Source organism: Streptomyces sp. NPDC001480 (assembly GCF_042894725.1).
GTDB lineage: Bacteria > Actinomycetota > Actinomycetes > Streptomycetales > Streptomycetaceae > Streptomyces.
Map to the genome: position 1 here is coordinate 277,134 of NZ_JBIAVX010000011.1, position 17,233 is coordinate 294,366.

Consider the following 17,233-nt stretch of genomic DNA (forward strand, 5'->3'; position numbering starts at 1 on the left):
ACACCGCCACCATGGCGGGCCTGGACCCGGTCACCCTCGCCGACGCGCTCAGGGTGGCCGGGCTTCCCGGCTTCGACCGCTGGCAGGACCAGATCCGCCGCACCGGCGGCTGCGCCGACCCCATCCACCTGCGCGGCTGGGTCCTGCACAAAGACAAGACCACCGGCGAGACCCTGCACCACTACACCACCGAAGGTGAGCCCGGCGGACGCCTCCGCGTAGCCTGCGGCAACCGCCGTGCCTCCCGCTGCCCGGCCTGCGCCTGGACCTACGCCGGAGACACCTACCACCTCATCCGCGCCGGCCTCGCCGGGGACGCGGACAAGGACATCCCGGCCACCGTCCGAGATCACCCGAGGGTCTTCGCCACCTTCACCGCGCCCTCGTTCGGCCCGGTCCACAACCGGCCCGACCGTGGCGCCTGCCGCTGCGGCACCCACCACAGGGAAGACGATCCCGCCCTCGGCACCCCGCTCGATCCGTGGTCGTACGACTACGCAGGCACCGTGCTCTTCAACAACCACGCCGGCGAGCTGTGGATGCGCTTCACCAACCGGCTCCGCCGGGAGATCGCCAAGCGTGCCGGGCTGACACAGCGCGAACTCGCCGACACCTGCCGCGTCTCCTACGGCAAGGTCGCCGAATTCCAGAAACGGGGCGCCATCCACTTCCATGCCGTGATCCGTCTCGACGGACCTGACGGGCCGGACTCCGCGCCGCCTTCCTGGGCCAGCACACAGCTGCTCACCGACGCCATCCGCGCCGCCGCCGTGCACCCGTACACCACGATCACGGTGCCGCCCAACGAGGAAGCGGGCTACCTCAACGGCTGGCGCCTGCGCTGGGGCAAGCAGCTCGACGTCCGGCCCGTGAAGGCCTTCGGCGACGGCACGGACCTCACCGAACAGGCCGTCGCCTCCTACGTCGCCAAGTACGCCACCAAAGCCGCGGAGAACACCGGCACCCTCGACCGCCGGATCGGTGAACTGTCCGAACTCGACCGACACGGCGTCCCCGACCACGCCCGCCGCCTGATCACCGCATGCCGTGACCTCGATGAGGTCTATCCCGACCGCCGACTGTGGGCCTGGGCACACATGCTCGGCTTCCGCGGGCACTTCAGCTCCAAGTCTCGCCGCTACTCCACCACCCTCGGAGCCCTCCGCCAAGCACGCGCCGACTACCGCGCCACCCAGGAACGCCAATCCCTCGGCCTCGACGACACCGCGCCCGACACCGTCCTGGTCCTCGCCGACTGGCAGTACGCCGGCCACGGCCACACCCCCGGTGAATCCGCCCTCGCCGCGTCGATCGCCCGGGACCTCCAGATCAACCGCGAAACCGCCCGCGAAGCCCTACGCGACCAAATCACGGAAGAAGGGGAGCTGACGTGAAAGACGAGTTGATGACAGTGCGGGATGTCTGCACCGAACTCAAGGGCATATCACGCCGGACCTTCTACCGCTGGCGCGAGCTGGGGGAGGCGCCGCAGGCCTTCAAGTTGCCCAACGGCGAGTTGCGCGTCTGGCGCAGTGACTTCAACGCATGGCTCAATGCCCGCGAGAGGGTCACCGCATGAAGTCCCTCGACGTGAAGGTTTGGGGCGTTCGCAAGAGAAGCACCAAGAAGTCGTCGTATGACATCAGGTGGACCGTTGCCGGCAATGTGTTCTCCGAACAGTTCCGTACGAAGGGGCTTGCGGACCATTACCGGTCCAAGCTTCTCCGTGCCGCGCGCGATGGTGAAGAGTTCGACACGGTCACCGGGCTGCCTGACTCGATGATCGAGAAGGCTCCTTCGATGACTTGGTACGCATTCGCTCTGAGGTACCTCGCCATGAAGTGGCCCCACGCTGCGCCGAACACGCGCAACGGGATCAACGAGTCGCTGACGGCCGTCACCGTGTTACTTCTCGACGATCGTCCGGGGCGGCCGTCTGACGATCTGCTCAGGAAGGCACTACGGAATTGGGCTTTCGTCTTGCCGGGTCCTAGTGATCGCGAATTGCCGACCGAAATCGCGAACACGCTGCATTGGGTGGCCAAGGCATCGCGTCCTCTCTCCGACCTCGGTGACGCTGCGATCGGTAGGGCAGTCCTGGACTCGCTCAAACTGAAGCTCGACGGTACGGCGGCAGCTGCGGAAACCGTTCGGCGTAAGCGTCGGACCCTGGTCAACGCGCTGCACTATGCGGTCGACCTTGGAGAATTCAGCGAAAACCCGATCACCGGTATCCGTTGGAAGAAGCCGAAGGTGGCCGGGGAAGTCGATCCCCGAGTGGTGGCCAATCCGGAGCAGGCTCGGGCCCTGCTGACTGCTGTCTCGTATGTCGGTGGCTATGGCCGGGCCCGTGGTCGTCGGCTCGTCGGCCTTTTCGCCTGCATGTACTACGGGGCCTTCCGCCCCGCTGAGGCTGTAGGACTCGCCAAAGCGGACCTGAAGCTGCCAGAGATCGGCTGGGGAACAGCCCTGCTGAACCGGACGCGCCCCAGTGTCGGGAAGCAGTGGACGGATTCTGGCGAGACCCACGACCACCGGGGTCTGAAGAACCGGCCGGCGGAGGAGGTCCGGCTCGTACCGATCCCGCCCCAGCTCGTCACCATCCTTCGTCAGCACCTCGAAACGTTCGGCAGCGCGACGGACGGGCGGTTGTTCACCAACGAACGCGGGGGAGTGGTTGGCTCCTCGACGTACTACCGCGTGTGGCAGGAGGCGCGGGCGCTGGCGCTGCCGCCGGCTGCTGTCGCCTCGCCACTTGCCGCACGTCCGTACGACCTGCGGCACTCGGCGCTGTCGACGTGGCTGAACTCCGGCGTCGACCCGACCGAGGTTGCCGAGCGTGCTGGTAACAGTGTCGAGGTCTTGCTGAGCCGTTACGCGAAGTGCATCGACGGTCGGCGAGAGATCGCTAACCGCAAGATCGAGGAGCTGTTGCGCGAGTACGAGTGATCACTGCTGTGCCAGGCGTGGGCCCCTCGGGTTCTCCGGGGGGCCTGCGCCTTCCGTAACGTCGGCTGTAGATGATCAGTGGCTGTGTTGCCAATGCGCTGCTGGCCCGATCTCGGGGTCGTACCAGTCTGGGAGTTCTTCAGTGGCACGCACCTCAACGCGCATGAGTGCTCGCACGTGTCCTTGTTGCGCGGTGAGTGAGTTCAGGCGAGGGATGACGCGGCTGAGTTTCGCCTGACGAGCGGATGAGTCCGACTCGCCCGCTGCGTCCATCAGGTCCCTGTAGGCGGTCGTGAGCTGGGCGTTCACGCGGCTCTCGATCTTTAGTACTGCATCGCTTGCCACCAGCTGAGCTTCAGCGCGGGTGTCCCGTTGGGCGCGCCGCGCAGTATTCACTTCCGCTGCTTCCGCGTCGGCTGATCCCGACTTGAGCGCGTAGGCGTACGCCAGCATCGCATCTCTGTAGTAGCGATCGTTGGCGTTCAGTTGAACGTAGCAGTTTCGGAGTTGATCGATCTTCCGCTGATCTTCAGAAGCTCGCTGTTCCGCGATACGGACCTGCTTCTCCCTCTCCGATCTTGCCGATTCGGCACGCTGCGCGAGCACTTGAGTGATCACTGCTGAGGCCAGCGTGCCGAATACACCAACGCTCGCAACGATCACAGAGAAGGTCCCGCTCGACATCCCCACCCCCTGGGACTTACTGACTTCCCCTGACGATCAGACGGTAGCCAACCCGCCTGCCTGGCTCGGTGCAATCCCTGGCATCGCCGAGGAGGGAGCCGCTGTGTGGCGTTGCCGGCGACCTCCCTGTCGTTGACGTCTGGTACGCGGCCTGTGGACATGTGGGCGGCTGCTCGGATTGTGCAGCTGACCAGGGCAGACGCCTCAAGATCCTGTCCACGAATAGTCCACAGACCCCGACATAGGGCCGCTCAGCGCTGCATACGCCTGCACATACGCGAAGACCCCGGCCTCAGCGTTTCCGCTGGTGACGGGGTCTTTGGGCACCTCATGAAGGGTGCCCCCGGCAGGATTCGAACCTGCGCACACGGCTCCGGAGGCCGTTGCTCTATCCCCTGAGCTACGGGGGCGTGTCGGTCGGGAGCTGTTCGCTCCTGGCGACGGGTGAAACACTACCAGCTCTGATGGGGTGTTCATGAACGGGTTTCCGGGGGCGGGGGAACGGGCGCGTCGCTCGGACGGGGTGGAAGTGGGGAAAACCCGGACGCGGTGGCCGGTCCGGACCTACTCTCGAGTTGTGCCAGGCGCGTCGGGGCGGGTGCTTGTTGTGGACGACAACAAGGTCATCCGGCAGCTGATCAGGGTCAATCTCGAGCTGGAGGGTCTCGAGGTCGTGACCGCGGCTGATGGTGCCGAGTGTCTGGATGTCGTTCATCAGGTGCGGCCCGATGTCGTGACGCTGGACGTCGTCATGCCCCGTCTGGACGGGCTGCGGACCGCCGAGCGGTTGCGGGCCGATCCGCGGACGCGTGATCTTCCGCTGGCCATCGTCAGCGCGTGTACGCAGCACGAGGTCGAGGCCGGCCTCGATGCCGGGGTCGACGCCTTCCTCGCCAAGCCCTTCGAGCCCGCGGAGCTCGTGCAGCTCGTCCGGCGGCTGATCGACCGGGGGAGGGCCGATACGGTGGTCGTGGGTGGGGAAGCGCCGCACACGGCCGAGCCCGGTGATCGGCATCAGCATCACGAGCGGCAGGGATATCAGGAGCGGTAAGGCAGTGGCAGTGACCGTGTCCGTATCGCGGGACACCCGCCCAAACCGGCTCGCCTACCCACCCCCCTCCTCCCCTACCCTTGTCCCGTGACCCCCGTCGAGCTCTCCCGCACCGTGTTGCACGCGGTGCGTCGTGCCGTCGATGTAGGGGAGCTGAGTGTCACCGTTCCGGAGCGGGTCGTGGTCACGCCTCCCGGGCCGGGAGGGTGCGGGGACTACGCCACCAACATCGCGCTTCAGCTCGCCCGCCCGGCCGGGCAGCCTCCCCTGCGGGTCGCCGAGATACTGCGGCCGCATCTCATCGACTCCGAGGGTGTCGGCGATGTCGTCGTCACCGGGCCGGGGTTCCTCAATATCTGCCTACAGACAGAGGCCGACCCCGCCGCTGGGCTCGTGCGGGAGGTGCGCGAGCGAGGGTCTGCTTACGGGCACAGTGATGTTCTTGCCGGGCAGGTCGTCGTTCTCCGTGTGCCGTACGACGTTCGGGCCGAGGTCATCGCGGATGCGCTCGTGCGGATCGTTGCCACCCAAGGGGGGCGCGTCGAGGTGGAGCACGGTGAGCCCGTCAATCTGCGGCCCGTGCCCGCCCCGGAGGACCCCGCCCCGCTCGGGCTCGACGCCGCCCAGTGGGCCCTGCTCCATCCCGCCCCGCACGACCGGCCCCGGATCACCGCCGATCATTTGGTCCAACGCGAGGGCAATCCCCTTTTCCGCGTCCGGTACGCCCACGCCCGTACCCGGGCCCTCACCCGCAACGCCGCCCGCCTCGGCTTCACCGCCGAACCCGGTGACCCCACCAGCACAGAGGCCGGCGCCCTCGTCACCGCCCTCGCCGACCACCCCCGCATCCTCGCCGCGGCCGCCACCCACCGTGCCCCGGACCGGCTCGCCCGGCACCTCGTCACCGTCGCCGATGCCGCGCTGCCCTTCCTGCTGACCGTGCTCCCGCGCGGCGAGGAGAAACCCTCGGCCGCCCACTGTGCCCGGCTCGCCCTCGCCGAAGCCGCCGGGACGGTGCTGGCCGGTGGCCTGTCCCTGCTCGGCATCGACGCACCCGACCACCTCTGAAAGAGCACGCCCAAGATGAGTCGTTCCGCACACCCTGCCGGGCCCCGCCACGCCGACATCCTCCCCGAGGGGCACTACTCCGCGCCCCCCACCGACCTCAACGCCCTCGACCCCAAGGTGTGGGCCCAGACCGTCACCCGGGACGCCGACGGGGTCGTGTCCGTCGGTGGCACAAACGTCAAGGCCCTTGCGGAGGAGTACGGCACACCTGCGTACATCCTCGACGAGTCCGACTTCCGTGCCCGCGCGCGTGCCTGGCGTACCGCCTTCGGGCCCGACGCAGACGTCTTCTACGCCGGCAAGGCGTTCCTGTCGCGTGCCGTCGTGCGGTGGCTGCACGAGGAAGGGCTCAACCTCGACGTCTGCTCCGGTGGGGAGCTGGCCACCGCCCTGTCCGCCGGGATGCCCGCCGACCGCATCGCCTTCCATGGCAACAACAAGTCCGAGAGCGAGATCCGGCGGGCCATCGAGGCGGGGGTGGGGCGCATCGTGCTCGACTCCTTCCAGGAGATCGTCCGCGTCGCCCACATCGCCCAGTCCCTCGGCAAGCGGCAGCGGGTGCAGATCCGTATCACCGTGGGCGTCGAGGCGCACACCCACGAGTTCATCGCCACCGCCCACGAGGACCAGAAGTTCGGGATTCCGCTCGCGGGCGGGCAGGCGGCGGAAGCCGTTCGCCGTGCGCTTCAGCTCGACGGGCTCGAGCTCATCGGGATCCACTCCCACATCGGGTCGCAGATCTTCGACATGTCCGGGTTCGAGGTCGCCGCGCACCGGGTGGTCGGGCTGCTCAAGGACATCCGTGACGAGCACGGGGTGGAACTGCCCGAGATCGACCTGGGGGGTGGGCTCGGGATCGCGTACACGAGTGACGACGATCCCCGTGAGCCGCACGAGATCGCCAAGGCGCTGACCGAGATCGTCACCCGTGAGTGCGAGGCCGCACGGCTGCGGACGCCTCGTATCTCCGTCGAGCCCGGGCGCGCCATCGTCGGGCCGACCGCCTTCACGCTGTACGAGGTCGGCACCATCAAGCCCCTCGACGGGCTGCGGACGTACGTCTCCGTCGACGGCGGCATGTCCGACAACATCCGCACCGCGCTGTACGACGCCGAGTACAGCGTCGCCCTCGTCTCCCGCACCTCCGACGCCGCCCCGATGCTCGCGCGCGTGGTCGGCAAGCACTGCGAGAGCGGGGACATCGTGGTCAAGGACGCGTTCCTGCCCGCCGACCTGGCACCGGGTGACCTGATCGCGGTCCCGGCGACGGGCGCTTACTGCCGGTCCATGGCCAGCAACTACAACCACGTCCTCCGGCCGCCCGTCGTCGCCGTGCGCGACGGCGAGGCCCGGGTGATCGTCCGTCGTGAGACGGAGGAGGACCTGCTGCGTCTCGATGTCGGCTGACGATGAGGGCGGGAAAAGTGCGGAGTGACCGCGTGAGCGCGCGCATGAGTGGCGGCCGCCGGAAGATCTTCGGTCTCTTCCGTGCCCCGAAATGAAATAGATGTCTCACGATCCGGACATGGCATAGAAAGTCCCGTCCGGTGAGTGAGACTGGTCCAACCGTAGACGGTATGAGGAAACGAGGTCGGATGATGCGTACGCGTCCGCTGAAGGTGGCGCTGCTGGGCTGTGGGGTTGTCGGCTCAGAGGTGGCGCGCATCATGACGACGCACGCCGCTGATCTCGCCGCCCGCATCGGTGCCCCCGTGGAGCTCGCGGGCGTGGCGGTGCGGCGGCCCTCCAAGGTGCGTGAGGGCATCGACCCGGCGCTCGTCACCACCGACGCCACCGCCCTCGTCAAACGCGGTGACCTCGATGTCGTCATCGAGGTCATCGGTGGGATCGAGCCCGCCCGTACGCTCATCACCACCGCCTTCGAGCACGGCGCCTCCGTCGTCTCCGCCAACAAGGCCCTCCTCGCCCAGGACGGCGCCGCCCTGCACGCGGTGGCCGAGGCGAACGGCAAGGATCTGTACTACGAGGCCGCCGTCGCCGGTGCCATTCCGCTGATCCGGCCGCTGCGCGAGTCCCTCGCCGGTGACAAGGTCAACCGGGTGCTCGGGATCGTCAACGGGACCACCAACTTCATCCTCGACAAGATGGATTCCACGGGGGCCGGGTACCAGGAGGCGCTCGACGAGGCCACCGCGCTCGGATACGCGGAGGCCGATCCGACCGCCGACGTCGAGGGCTTCGACGCCGCCGCCAAGGCCGCCATCCTCGCCGGCATCGCCTTCCACACCCGGGTGCGCCTCGACGACGTCTACCGCGAGGGCATGACCGAGGTGACGGCGGCCGACTTCGCCTCCGCCAAGGAGATGGGCTGCACCATCAAGCTGCTCGCCATCTGTGAGCGCTCGAAGGACGGGGCCTCCGTCACCGCACGCGTGCATCCCGCGATGATCCCGCTGAGCCATCCGCTCGCCTCCGTGCGCGGTGCCTACAACGCCGTGTTCGTCGAGTCGGACGCCTCCGGGCAGCTGATGTTCTACGGTCCCGGCGCCGGCGGCGCGCCCACCGCCTCCGCCGTGCTCGGCGACCTCGTCGCCGTCTGCCGCAACCGGCTCAGCGGGTCCACCGGGCCCGGCGAGTCGGCGTACGCCGCGCTGCCGGTGTCGCCCATGGGTGATGTCGTCACGCGCTACCACATCAGCCTCGACGTCGCCGACAAACCGGGTGTTCTCGCCCAGGTGGCGACCGTGTTCGCCGAGCACGGGGTGTCGATCGATACGGTTCGGCAGCAGGGCAAGGACGGCGAGGCCTCCCTCGTCGTCGTCACCCATCGTGCGTCCGACGCCTCCCTGACCGGGACCGTCGAGGCGCTGCGCAAGCTCGACACCGTGCGGGGTGTCGCCAGCATCATGCGGGTTGAAGGAGAGTAACCAGCAATGACCCACCAGTGGCGCGGAATCATCGAGGAGTACCGGGACCGGCTGCCGGTATCCGACACCACGCCGGTCGTGACGCTCCGCGAGGGCGGCACGCCGCTCGTGCCCGCGCAGGTGCTCTCCGAGCGCACGGGCTGCGAGGTCCACCTGAAGGTGGAGGGCGCGAACCCCACCGGGTCCTTCAAGGACCGCGGCATGACCATGGCCATCAGCAAGGCCAAGGAGGAGGGGGCGAAGGCCGTCATCTGTGCCTCCACGGGCAACACCTCCGCCTCCGCCGCCGCGTACGGGGTGCGCGCCGGGATGGTCTCCGCGGTGCTCGTGCCGCAGGGCAAGATCGCGCTCGGCAAGATGGGCCAGGCCCTCGTGCACGGCGCGAAGATCCTCCAGGTCGACGGCAACTTCGACGACTGCCTCACGCTCGCCCGCGCCCTGAGTGAGAACTACCCGGTGGCGCTGGTCAATTCGGTCAACCCGGTGCGTATCGAGGGGCAGAAGACGGCCGCCTTCGAGATCGTGGACATGCTGGGCGACGCCCCCGACATCCACGTCCTCCCGGTCGGCAACGCGGGCAACATCACCGCGTACTGGAAGGGGTACAAGGAGTACGCCGCGGACGGTGTCGCCGCGAAGACTCCTCGCATGTGGGGCTTCCAGGCTTCCGGCAGTGCTCCGATCGTGCGCGGCGAGGTCGTGAAGGACCCGTCGACCATCGCCACCGCGATCCGCATCGGCAACCCCGCCTCCTGGCAGTACGCCCTGGCGGCGCGGGACGAGTCGGGCGGCTCCATCGACGAGGTGACGGACCGTGAAATCCTGCGCGCCTACCGGCTGTTGGCCGCGCAGGAGGGCGTCTTCGTGGAGCCCGCGTCCGCCGCGTCCGTGGCCGGTCTGCTGAAGGCGGCCGAGCAGGGCAAGGTCGACCCGGGGCAGCGGATCGTGTGCACGGTCACCGGCAACGGCCTGAAGGACCCCGACTGGGCCGTCGCGGGCGCCCCGCAGCCGGTCACCGTCCCGGTCGACGCGGCGACGGCGGCCGAGCGCCTCGGCCTCGCCTGAGATCTGCCGCAGGGCCGGCGGAGGCCCACCGCAGGCCGCCCGTAGACCCACCCGAGATTCCGCGGAACCGCCGGAGAACCCGCCCGCACCGGGCAACCCGGCGGCTCCCCGCGGCGTCTGAACCTGGGGACGCCCTAGGGAGGGGGCACAAGGGGCCCACGACACGCATCGTGCGCCTCCTGTGCGCCCTATGTCGCCACAGAACCTTCCTTCGATAGGCTGTACTGAACCCGCCTACTGCATATGCCCCGCATATGGCAGGGTGCCGCGCCGTCTGCGCGGCCGGAGGGCCTCACGTACGTATCGAATGTCATTCGACCATCACGCAGCTCAAGGAGAGTCATCGAGCGATGGCCGGTCCAGCGTTCCGCGCCGCCGCCGTCCGGGTGCGCGTCCCCGCCACCAGCGCCAACCTCGGCCCGGGCTTCGACGCCCTCGGCCTCGCGCTGGGGCTGTACGACGACGTGGTCGTCCGGGTGGCCGACTCCGGGCTGCACATCGACATCGCGGGGGAGGGCAGCGAGACGCTGCCGCGTGACGAGAGCCACCTGCTCGCACGCTCCCTGCGCACCGCCTTCGACCTGCTCGGCGGCCAGCCGCGCGGCCTCGAGATCGTGTGCGCGAACCGCATTCCGCACGGCCGCGGCCTGGGCTCCTCCTCCGCCGCCATCTGCGCGGGCATCGTCGCCGCCCGGGCGGTGACCATAGGCGGCGAGGCCAAGCTCGACGACACCGCCCTGCTCGAACTGGCCACCGAGATCGAGGGGCACCCCGACAACGTGGCGGCCTGTCTGCTCGGCGGCTTCACGCTCTCCTGGATGGAGGGCGGCGCCGCGCGGGCGATCAGGATGGAGCCCAAGGATTCCATCGTTCCGGTGGTTTTCGTGCCCGGAAAGCCGGTACTGACCGAGACGGCGCGCGGACTGCTGCCGCGCACCGTGCCGCACGTCGACGCCGCCGTCAACGCGGGCCGCGCCGCCCTGCTCGTCGAGGCCCTGACCCGGCGCCCCGAGCTGCTGCTGCCCGCCACCGAGGACCGTCTCCACCAGGAGTACCGCGCCCCGGCGATGCCGGAGAGCGCCGCGCTGGTGGAGCGGCTGCGGGCGGACGGGATCCCCGCGGTGATCTCCGGCGCCGGGCCCACCGTCATGGCGCTGGCCGACGCGGGCACCGCCGACAAGGTGGAACGGCTGGCGGGGGCCGGCTGGGCCGCCAACCGGCTGAGCCTGGATGCCCAGGGAGCGAGCGTCCTGCCGCTCGCGGCCCCCGGGGATATCTAAAAGCGTTCGGTTGCCGGATTTGGAGAGGGGGAATGTTTGTTGGATCCGGTAGTGTTAATCTCAAGTCTGCACCCGACCCCACCATGGCGAGGTGCTTCGTGTCCCCGTCCGGGACAGACATTCTTCCGGGAGTCTCCCAAGCCACTCCGTGTTCCGTGCGTCGTACCTGGGCAGCACCTCGTACGCGGGCACTGAGCGGGCCGCTGGGCACGCTCCGGAATCGGTGCTACCACGCCACGTGACACTGGGTGTCACGGCTCGTGGAAGCGCCATCACCAGATATTCCCTCCGCCACTTTGGCGGACCACCGCCCCGGCTTGGTTCACAGAGACAGAACCGAAGCCGGACAGCACAAACGGTCGCCGAGCCAGACAGGCCGACGTCCGCTCCAGGGAAGGACCCTTCGTGAGCGACACCACCGATCTGATGGGCGCACGTGTCGAGGAGACCGCTGCCGCGCCCGCCACGGACGCCTCCGCGCCTGCCACCGGTGCCGGCTCCCGGCGGCGCCGCGGTACCGGCCTCGAGGGCATGGTGCTGGCCGAGCTGCAACAGGTCGCATCCGGCCTCGGCATCAGGGGCACCGCGCGTATGCGCAAGAGCCAGCTGATCGAGGTCATCAAGGAGGCGCAGGCGGGAGGCGGCGCCGCCCCGGCCGCCAAGGCCGACGCCCCCGCCGAGACCAAGCCGAAGCGCCGTGCCACCTCCAAGGCCCGTACGGGCGAGGAGGCCGCCGAGAAGAAGGCCGACAAGGCCGCGGCGCCCGCCGAGAAGGCCGTGGCCCAGCAGCAGATCGAGATTCCCGGCCAGCCGGCCGCCGGCGACGACGCCCCGACCGAGCGCCGCCGTCGCCGTGCCACCGCCGAGGCGGGTGCCCCGGCGGGCAGCGGTACCGAGACGATCGCCGCCGAGGCGAAGAGCGAGCCCAAGGCCGAGACGCCCGCCCAGCAGGCTCAGCCGCAGGGTGACGCCGCCAAGGGTGACGCCGGTGACGGCGAGGGCCGTGGGCGTCGCGACCGCCGCGAGCGCGGCCGGGACCGCGACCGCGGTGACCGCGGTGACCGTGGCGACCGCCGTGGCGGCAAGGGTGACGACCAGCAGCAGGGTCAGGGCGGCGGTCGTCAGGACCGACAGGACCGTCAGCAGGGTCAGCAGCAGGGCGGCGGCCGTCAGGACCGCAACACCGGTCCGCAGGACGACGACGACTTCGACGGCGGCCGCCGTGGCCGTCGCGGCCGCTACCGCGACCGCCGTGGCCGTCGTGGCCGCGACGAGATCGCCGAGCCGCAGGTGGCCGAGGACGACGTCCTGATCCCCGTCGCGGGCATCCTGGACATCCTCGACAACTACGCCTTCATCCGTACGTCGGGCTACCTGCCGGGTCCGAACGACGTGTACGTCTCCCTCGCCCAGGTCCGCAAGAACGGCCTGCGCAAGGGCGACCACGTCACCGGCGCGGTCCGTCAGCCCAAGGAAGGCGAGCGGCGCGAGAAGTTCAACGCGCTGGTCCGCCTGGACTCCGTCAACGGCATGGCGCCCGAACACGGCCGCGGCCGCCCGGAGTTCAACAAGCTGACCCCGCTCTACCCGCAGGACCGCCTCCGCCTGGAGACGGACCCGGGCGTGCTGACGACCCGCATCATCGACCTCGTGTCGCCGATCGGTAAGGGCCAGCGCGGTCTGATCGTGGCCCCGCCGAAGACCGGCAAGACCATGATCATGCAGGCCATCGCCAACGCGATCACGCACAACAACCCCGAGTGCCACCTGATGGTCGTCCTCGTCGACGAGCGTCCGGAAGAGGTCACCGACATGCAGCGGTCGGTCAAGGGCGAGGTCATCTCCTCGACCTTCGACCGCCCGGCCGAGGACCACACCACGGTCGCCGAGCTCGCCATCGAGCGCGCCAAGCGTCTGGTGGAGCTGGGTCACGACGTTGTCGTGCTGCTCGACTCGATCACGCGTCTGGGCCGTGCGTACAACCTGGCCGCGCCGGCTTCCGGCCGCATCCTGTCCGGTGGTGTCGACTCGACCGCCCTGTACCCGCCGAAGCGCTTCTTCGGTGCGGCCCGCAACATCGAGGACGGCGGCTCGCTGACCATCCTCGCCACCGCCCTGGTGGACACCGGGTCCCGCATGGACGAGGTGATCTTCGAGGAGTTCAAGGGCACCGGCAACATGGAGCTCAAGCTCGACCGCAAGCTCGCCGACAAGCGCATCTTCCCGGCGGTGGACGTCGACGCGTCCGGTACCCGCAAGGAAGAGATCCTGCTCGGCAACGAGGAGCTCGCCGTCGTCTGGAAGCTGCGCCGGGTGCTGCACGCGCTCGACCAGCAGCAGGCGATCGAGCTGCTGCTCGACAAGATGAAGCAGACGAAGTCGAACGTCGAGTTCCTGATGCAGATCCAGAAGACGACGCCGACCCCCGGCAACGGAGATTGAGGCAGGGCCTCGCTCAGGGCCTCGCCAGGCGTTTTCCGGGCCGCCCCCCGTCACACCAGTGACGGGGGGCGGCCTTTTGGCGCTGAGTAGGACGGACGCACCATGCGTCCCTTCCACCTCTTGCCTCCCTGGGGACCCCCTTGAGCACAACCACGTCCGGCAGTGGCCGGCACAGACGCCGGATACGCATCGCACTTCCCCTCGCCGCCGCCGGTGTGGCCGCGGCCGTCGCCGCCGCGGTGATGACTTCCTCCGCCGGCGCGGCCACCACACCGCCGACGCCGACGGTCAAGCCGGCCGCCATCAGCTCGCCGTCGCTCGGTGAACTGAAGAAGCGGGTCGCGGGCGCCCTCGCCGGTGACGACACCGCGGGGCAGACGACCCAGAAGTCGTCCCTGAGCGCGAGCACGAACACCGCCACCGCCGACCCGAAGATCATCGGTGGCACCGACACCACCATCACGTCGGCCCCGTGGATGGCCCAGCTCTGGTACTACGACGACAAGGGCACCACCGACACGAGCGACGACCTCGGCTTCTTCTGCGGCGGCGCCGTCGTCGCGCCGACGAAGATCCTCACCGCCGCGCACTGCGTCAAGGGCTACGACTGGCACGCCAACGGCGCCGTCATCACGGGCACCTCCCAGCTGGCCACCACCGACGACTCGGGCAACACCGACCTGCACGGCGGGACCGCCACCGGCGTCTGGCGGCAGTGGAACCACCCGGCGTACAGCGCGAACACCATCGACAACGACCTGGCGGTGCTCACCCTGCCGGTCGCGATCAAGGCCACGCCGATCCGGATGACGACGTCCGGCGACACCGCCTCGTACGCCGCGGGCACCAGCGCCAAGCTGTACGGCTGGGGCCGCACCAGCTCCACCAGCCAGGACATCTCCGACACGCTGAAGACGGCCACGCTGCCCATCCAGTCGGACAGCACCTGCGCCGGCGCCTACGGCACCGACTTCATCAAGGGCCACATGGTGTGCGCGGGCAAGCCCGCCTCCGGCAGCGACACCGGCACCACCGCCTCCTGCAACGGCGACTCCGGCGGCCCGCTGATCGTCGGCAACCGGATCGTGGGCGTGGTCTCCTGGGGCGTGAAGGACTGCGTGGCGAAGGGCTCCTACAGCGTCTTCACCAAGGTCAGCACCTACGTCGGCGCCGCTTACCCGCGCATCGACGACACCAATCTGAGCGGCGACCACAAGGCCGACCTGTGGGTGCGCGAGTCCGCCACCAAGACCGGCTACGAGAAGGACTCCACGGGCAGCGCGTTCGGCGCCCGCCAGTCCTGGGGCGGCTGGAGCGGCGTCAACGTCGTCCTCCAGACCGACCTCGACCGTGACGGCTACCAGGACCTGGTCGTGCGCGACAGCGCCTCCGGTGCCGTCTTCTGGAGCCACTACGTGACGTCGAGCGGATCCTGGAGCACGCAGCAGATCTTCGACAACTGGAAGACCCGCACCCGCATCATCGCCCCCGGCGACCTCACCGGCGACTACCTGCCCGACCTGCTGTCCGTCGACTCCGGAGGCACGATGTGGCTCTACCCGGGCAAGGGCAACGGCGGCTTCGCCGCCCGCGTGGAGGTCGGCACGGGCTGGAACCAGTACAACTCGGTACGCGGCCACGGCGACCTCAACGGCGACGGCAAGGCCGACCTGCTGGCACGCAGGAGCAGCACGGGCGACGTCTACCTGTACAAGGGCACCGGCAAGTCGGGCACCGGGGCGTTCTCCACCCGGGTCAAGGTGCGCACGTGGAGCAGCACGACGTACAACGCCTTCGACGCGGTCGGTGACGTGAACGGCGACGGCAGGGCCGACTTCCTGGCCCGCACCCCCGGCGGCACGCTCTACCTGTACAAGGGCACCGGCAAGGCGACCAGCGAGATCTTTGCCACACGTGTGTCGGTCGGTACCGGTTTCGACAAGTACGACATCTTCGGCTGAACCCGCAGGTGAGCGGGTGATGACCCTGCCCGTCCGGCTACGCACCGTGCCCACCGCCGTACGCGGTGGGCACGGTCCGTTGTGCAACCCTTTGCCGAGTTTCCCCGTCTGACCCGGGGGAGTGACGATGGTGCGGTAAGGGTCGCGAGACCAGGCCTGTCCCTGAAAGCAGGGGGTAACCGACCGGACGAGAATTCGAGGAGCACATGTCTGCCGAGAGCACGCCGGAGCCCGCGATAACCGAGCCCGGCACGAAGGGCCGCCGATCCAAGGGGCGCCGCCGCAAGGCCCCCAGCGGGCGCCACAGGGCCCTGGTGATCACCGCCTGGACCGCCGGCGGTGTACTGGTGCTGGGCGGCACCGGCATCGGGTACGTGTACTTCAAGCTCAACGGCAACATCAAGAGCGTCGACATCAACCAGGCGCTCGGCACGGACCGGCCGGCCAAGGCCGACAACGGCTCCGAGAACATCCTGGTCCTCGGCTCGGACACCCGCTCCGGCTCCAACAAGAAGCTCGGCGGCGGCACCGACGACGGCAGCGCCCGCTCCGACACGGCGATGATCGTGCACGTCTACGAGGGCCACAAGAAGGCCACCGTGGTCTCCATGCCCCGTGACACCCTCATCGACCGCCCCGAGTGCACCGACACCAAGGGCACCACCCACCCCGCGGCCCGGGGGGTCATGTTCAACGAGTCGTACTCCACCGGCGGTGCCGCCTGCACCGTGAAGACGGTGGAGACCCTCACCGGCCTGCGCATGGACCACTACCTCGAGGTCGACTTCGCCGGCTTCCAGAAGCTCATCGACGAGCTCGGCGGCGTCCCGGTGACCACCACCAAGAGCATCAAGGACCCGCAGAGCCACCTGGACCTCAAGGCCGGCACGCACCAGCTCACCGGCCGGCAGGCCCTCGGCCTGGTCCGCACCCGGCACGGCGTCGGCGACGGCTCCGACCTCGGCCGCATCCAGCTCCAGCAGGCCTTCGTCAAGGCACTGGTCAACCAGGTCAAGCACATCGGCGTCTTCACCAACCCGAAGAAGCTGCTCGACCTCGCCGACACCGCCACCAAGACCGTCACCACCGACTCCGACCTGGGCTCGGTGAACTCCCTCACGGGCTTCGCCGACGGCCTGAAGGGCATCAGCTCCTCGCACATGCGCATGGTCACGATGCCGGTCCAGTACGACCCCGCGAACCCCAACCGCGTCATCGTCCAGCAGACCAAGGCCAAGCAGGTCTGGACGGCCCTCAAGAACGACCGGCCCGTCCCGGCGAGCGCCGTCAAGGGCACGGCGACGGGCGAGGCCAAGGGCGTCGTGACTTCTTCATAGGGGCTGGCTGTACGTGCCCCGAAGGGGCGCGGGCTGTATCGATATGCGGCTCCGCCGCGTGGGCGCGATCAACCACGACGAACCCGCAGCCGCCGACGGCGAAGAAGTGGCACCCCGTCCTGCGCAGACCCACCCCCGGCCCACAGGGAATAGAAAACGCGAACCCCCGGTTTTGGGGGATGGCCCCAGTCCTGGCAGACTGGTACGTCGGCCCCGGTTCACGCCGCCGCACCCCGCGGAAGCGACCCGGTGCCCTCCCGAAACCTAGGAGACACCTTGAAGCGCGACATCCACCCCGAGTACGTCGAGACGCAGGTCAGCTGCACCTGCGGCGCGTCGTTCACCACCCGCAGCACCATCGAGTCCGGCACCATCCGGGCCGAGGTCTGCTCCGAGTGCCACCCGTTCTACACGGGCAAGCAGAAGATCCTCGACACCGGTGGCCGTGTGGCCCGCTTCGAGGCCCGCTTCGGCAAGGCTGCCGCCGGCTCCAAGAAGTAGCGAGCAC

General features: G+C 69.1%; 14 protein-coding genes and 1 tRNA gene. 13 read left to right on the forward strand and 2 right to left on the reverse strand.

Going from position 1 to position 17,233, the window contains the following annotated elements:
• Positions 1-11: 11 nt before the first annotated feature.
• Genes repSA through ACFY01_RS27915 form a run of 3 tightly spaced genes read left to right on the forward strand, consistent with a single transcriptional unit; the run spans position 12 to position 2,949 of the window.
• Entirely contained in the window at positions 12-1,394 is a 1,383-nt protein-coding gene (gene repSA / locus ACFY01_RS27905) for a replication initiator protein RepSA (protein WP_390738577.1), read from the forward strand.
• Between the two features lie 11 nt (positions 1,395-1,405).
• Complete coding sequence (locus ACFY01_RS27910) at positions 1,406-1,579, forward strand: helix-turn-helix transcriptional regulator (protein WP_390738578.1); 174 nt, start codon at positions 1,406-1,408, stop codon at positions 1,577-1,579.
• The gene (locus ACFY01_RS27915) at positions 1,576-2,949 is read left to right on the forward strand and encodes a tyrosine-type recombinase/integrase (RefSeq protein WP_390738480.1); all 1,374 of its coding nucleotides are present in this window, start codon (positions 1,576-1,578) and stop codon (positions 2,947-2,949) included. The genes ACFY01_RS27910 and ACFY01_RS27915 overlap by 4 nt, the downstream gene beginning before the upstream one ends.
• A 75-nt stretch (positions 2,950-3,024) precedes the next feature.
• Here ACFY01_RS27915 and ACFY01_RS27920 read toward each other — a convergent pair whose 3' ends face one another.
• Positions 3,025-3,633, reverse strand: a complete 609-nt coding sequence (locus ACFY01_RS27920) for a hypothetical protein (RefSeq protein ID WP_361810010.1) — start codon at positions 3,631-3,633, stop codon at positions 3,025-3,027.
• A 338-nt stretch (positions 3,634-3,971) separates the two neighbouring features.
• Positions 3,972-4,043: transfer RNA gene (locus ACFY01_RS27925), tRNA-Arg, on the reverse strand.
• A gap of 197 nt (positions 4,044-4,240) precedes the next feature.
• Here ACFY01_RS27925 and ACFY01_RS27930 point away from each other — a divergent pair.
• From ACFY01_RS27930 to rpmE, 10 genes are all read left to right on the forward strand, one after another.
• Positions 4,241-4,684 carry a response regulator gene (locus tag ACFY01_RS27930; RefSeq protein WP_390738481.1) on the forward strand — a complete coding sequence of 148 codons (444 nt, stop codon included), beginning with the start codon at positions 4,241-4,243 and terminating at the stop codon, positions 4,682-4,684.
• 87 nt (positions 4,685-4,771) lie between these two features.
• The gene (gene nrtL, locus ACFY01_RS27935) at positions 4,772-5,752 is read left to right on the forward strand and encodes an ArgS-related anticodon-binding protein NrtL (protein WP_390738482.1); all 981 of its coding nucleotides are present in this window, start codon (positions 4,772-4,774) and stop codon (positions 5,750-5,752) included.
• 15 nt (positions 5,753-5,767) lie between these two features.
• Complete coding sequence (gene lysA, locus ACFY01_RS27940) at positions 5,768-7,159, forward strand: diaminopimelate decarboxylase (RefSeq protein WP_390738483.1); 1,392 nt, start codon at positions 5,768-5,770, stop codon at positions 7,157-7,159.
• Between the two features lie 188 nt (positions 7,160-7,347).
• Positions 7,348-8,640, forward strand: a complete 1,293-nt coding sequence (locus ACFY01_RS27945) for a homoserine dehydrogenase (protein WP_390738484.1) — start codon at positions 7,348-7,350, stop codon at positions 8,638-8,640.
• A 6-nt stretch (positions 8,641-8,646) separates the two neighbouring features.
• Complete coding sequence (gene thrC / locus ACFY01_RS27950; RefSeq protein WP_390738485.1) at positions 8,647-9,705, forward strand: threonine synthase; 1,059 nt, start codon at positions 8,647-8,649, stop codon at positions 9,703-9,705.
• A 350-nt stretch (positions 9,706-10,055) separates the two neighbouring features.
• Complete coding sequence (thrB, locus tag ACFY01_RS27955; protein ID WP_390738486.1) at positions 10,056-10,985, forward strand: homoserine kinase; 930 nt, start codon at positions 10,056-10,058, stop codon at positions 10,983-10,985.
• 405 nt (positions 10,986-11,390) lie between these two features.
• Positions 11,391-13,427 (forward strand): transcription termination factor Rho, encoded by a 2,037-nt coding sequence (rho, locus tag ACFY01_RS27960; protein WP_390738487.1) that lies wholly within the window; start codon positions 11,391-11,393, stop codon positions 13,425-13,427.
• Between the two features lie 242 nt (positions 13,428-13,669).
• Positions 13,670-15,388: a trypsin-like serine protease gene (locus ACFY01_RS27965; RefSeq protein WP_390738579.1), complete on the forward strand. Its 1,719-nt coding sequence runs from the start codon at positions 13,670-13,672 to the stop codon at positions 15,386-15,388.
• A gap of 206 nt (positions 15,389-15,594) precedes the next feature.
• Complete coding sequence (locus ACFY01_RS27970) at positions 15,595-16,725, forward strand: LCP family protein (protein WP_390738488.1); 1,131 nt, start codon at positions 15,595-15,597, stop codon at positions 16,723-16,725.
• Between the two features lie 276 nt (positions 16,726-17,001).
• Positions 17,002-17,226 carry a 50S ribosomal protein L31 gene (gene rpmE, locus ACFY01_RS27975; protein ID WP_019326867.1) on the forward strand — a complete coding sequence of 75 codons (225 nt, stop codon included), beginning with the start codon at positions 17,002-17,004 and terminating at the stop codon, positions 17,224-17,226.
• Positions 17,227-17,233 lie beyond the last annotated feature (7 nt).

Coding starts and splice junctions, on each gene's coding strand:
- repSA (WP_390738577.1), top strand. CDS start 12: ATGGCGGGCCTGGACCCGGTCACCCTCGCCGACGCGCTCAGGGTGGCC.
- ACFY01_RS27910 (WP_390738578.1), top strand. CDS start 1,406: ATGACAGTGCGGGATGTCTGCACCGAACTCAAGGGCATATCACGCCGG.
- ACFY01_RS27915 (WP_390738480.1), top strand. CDS start 1,576: ATGAAGTCCCTCGACGTGAAGGTTTGGGGCGTTCGCAAGAGAAGCACC.
- ACFY01_RS27920 (WP_361810010.1), bottom strand. CDS start 3,633: ATGTCGAGCGGGACCTTCTCTGTGATCGTTGCGAGCGTTGGTGTATTC.
- lysA (WP_390738483.1), top strand. CDS start 5,768: ATGAGTCGTTCCGCACACCCTGCCGGGCCCCGCCACGCCGACATCCTC.
- ACFY01_RS27945 (WP_390738484.1), top strand. CDS start 7,348: ATGATGCGTACGCGTCCGCTGAAGGTGGCGCTGCTGGGCTGTGGGGTT.
- thrC (WP_390738485.1), top strand. CDS start 8,647: ATGACCCACCAGTGGCGCGGAATCATCGAGGAGTACCGGGACCGGCTG.
- thrB (WP_390738486.1), top strand. CDS start 10,056: ATGGCCGGTCCAGCGTTCCGCGCCGCCGCCGTCCGGGTGCGCGTCCCC.
- ACFY01_RS27965 (WP_390738579.1), top strand. CDS start 13,670: ATGACTTCCTCCGCCGGCGCGGCCACCACACCGCCGACGCCGACGGTC.
- ACFY01_RS27970 (WP_390738488.1), top strand. CDS start 15,595: ATGTCTGCCGAGAGCACGCCGGAGCCCGCGATAACCGAGCCCGGCACG.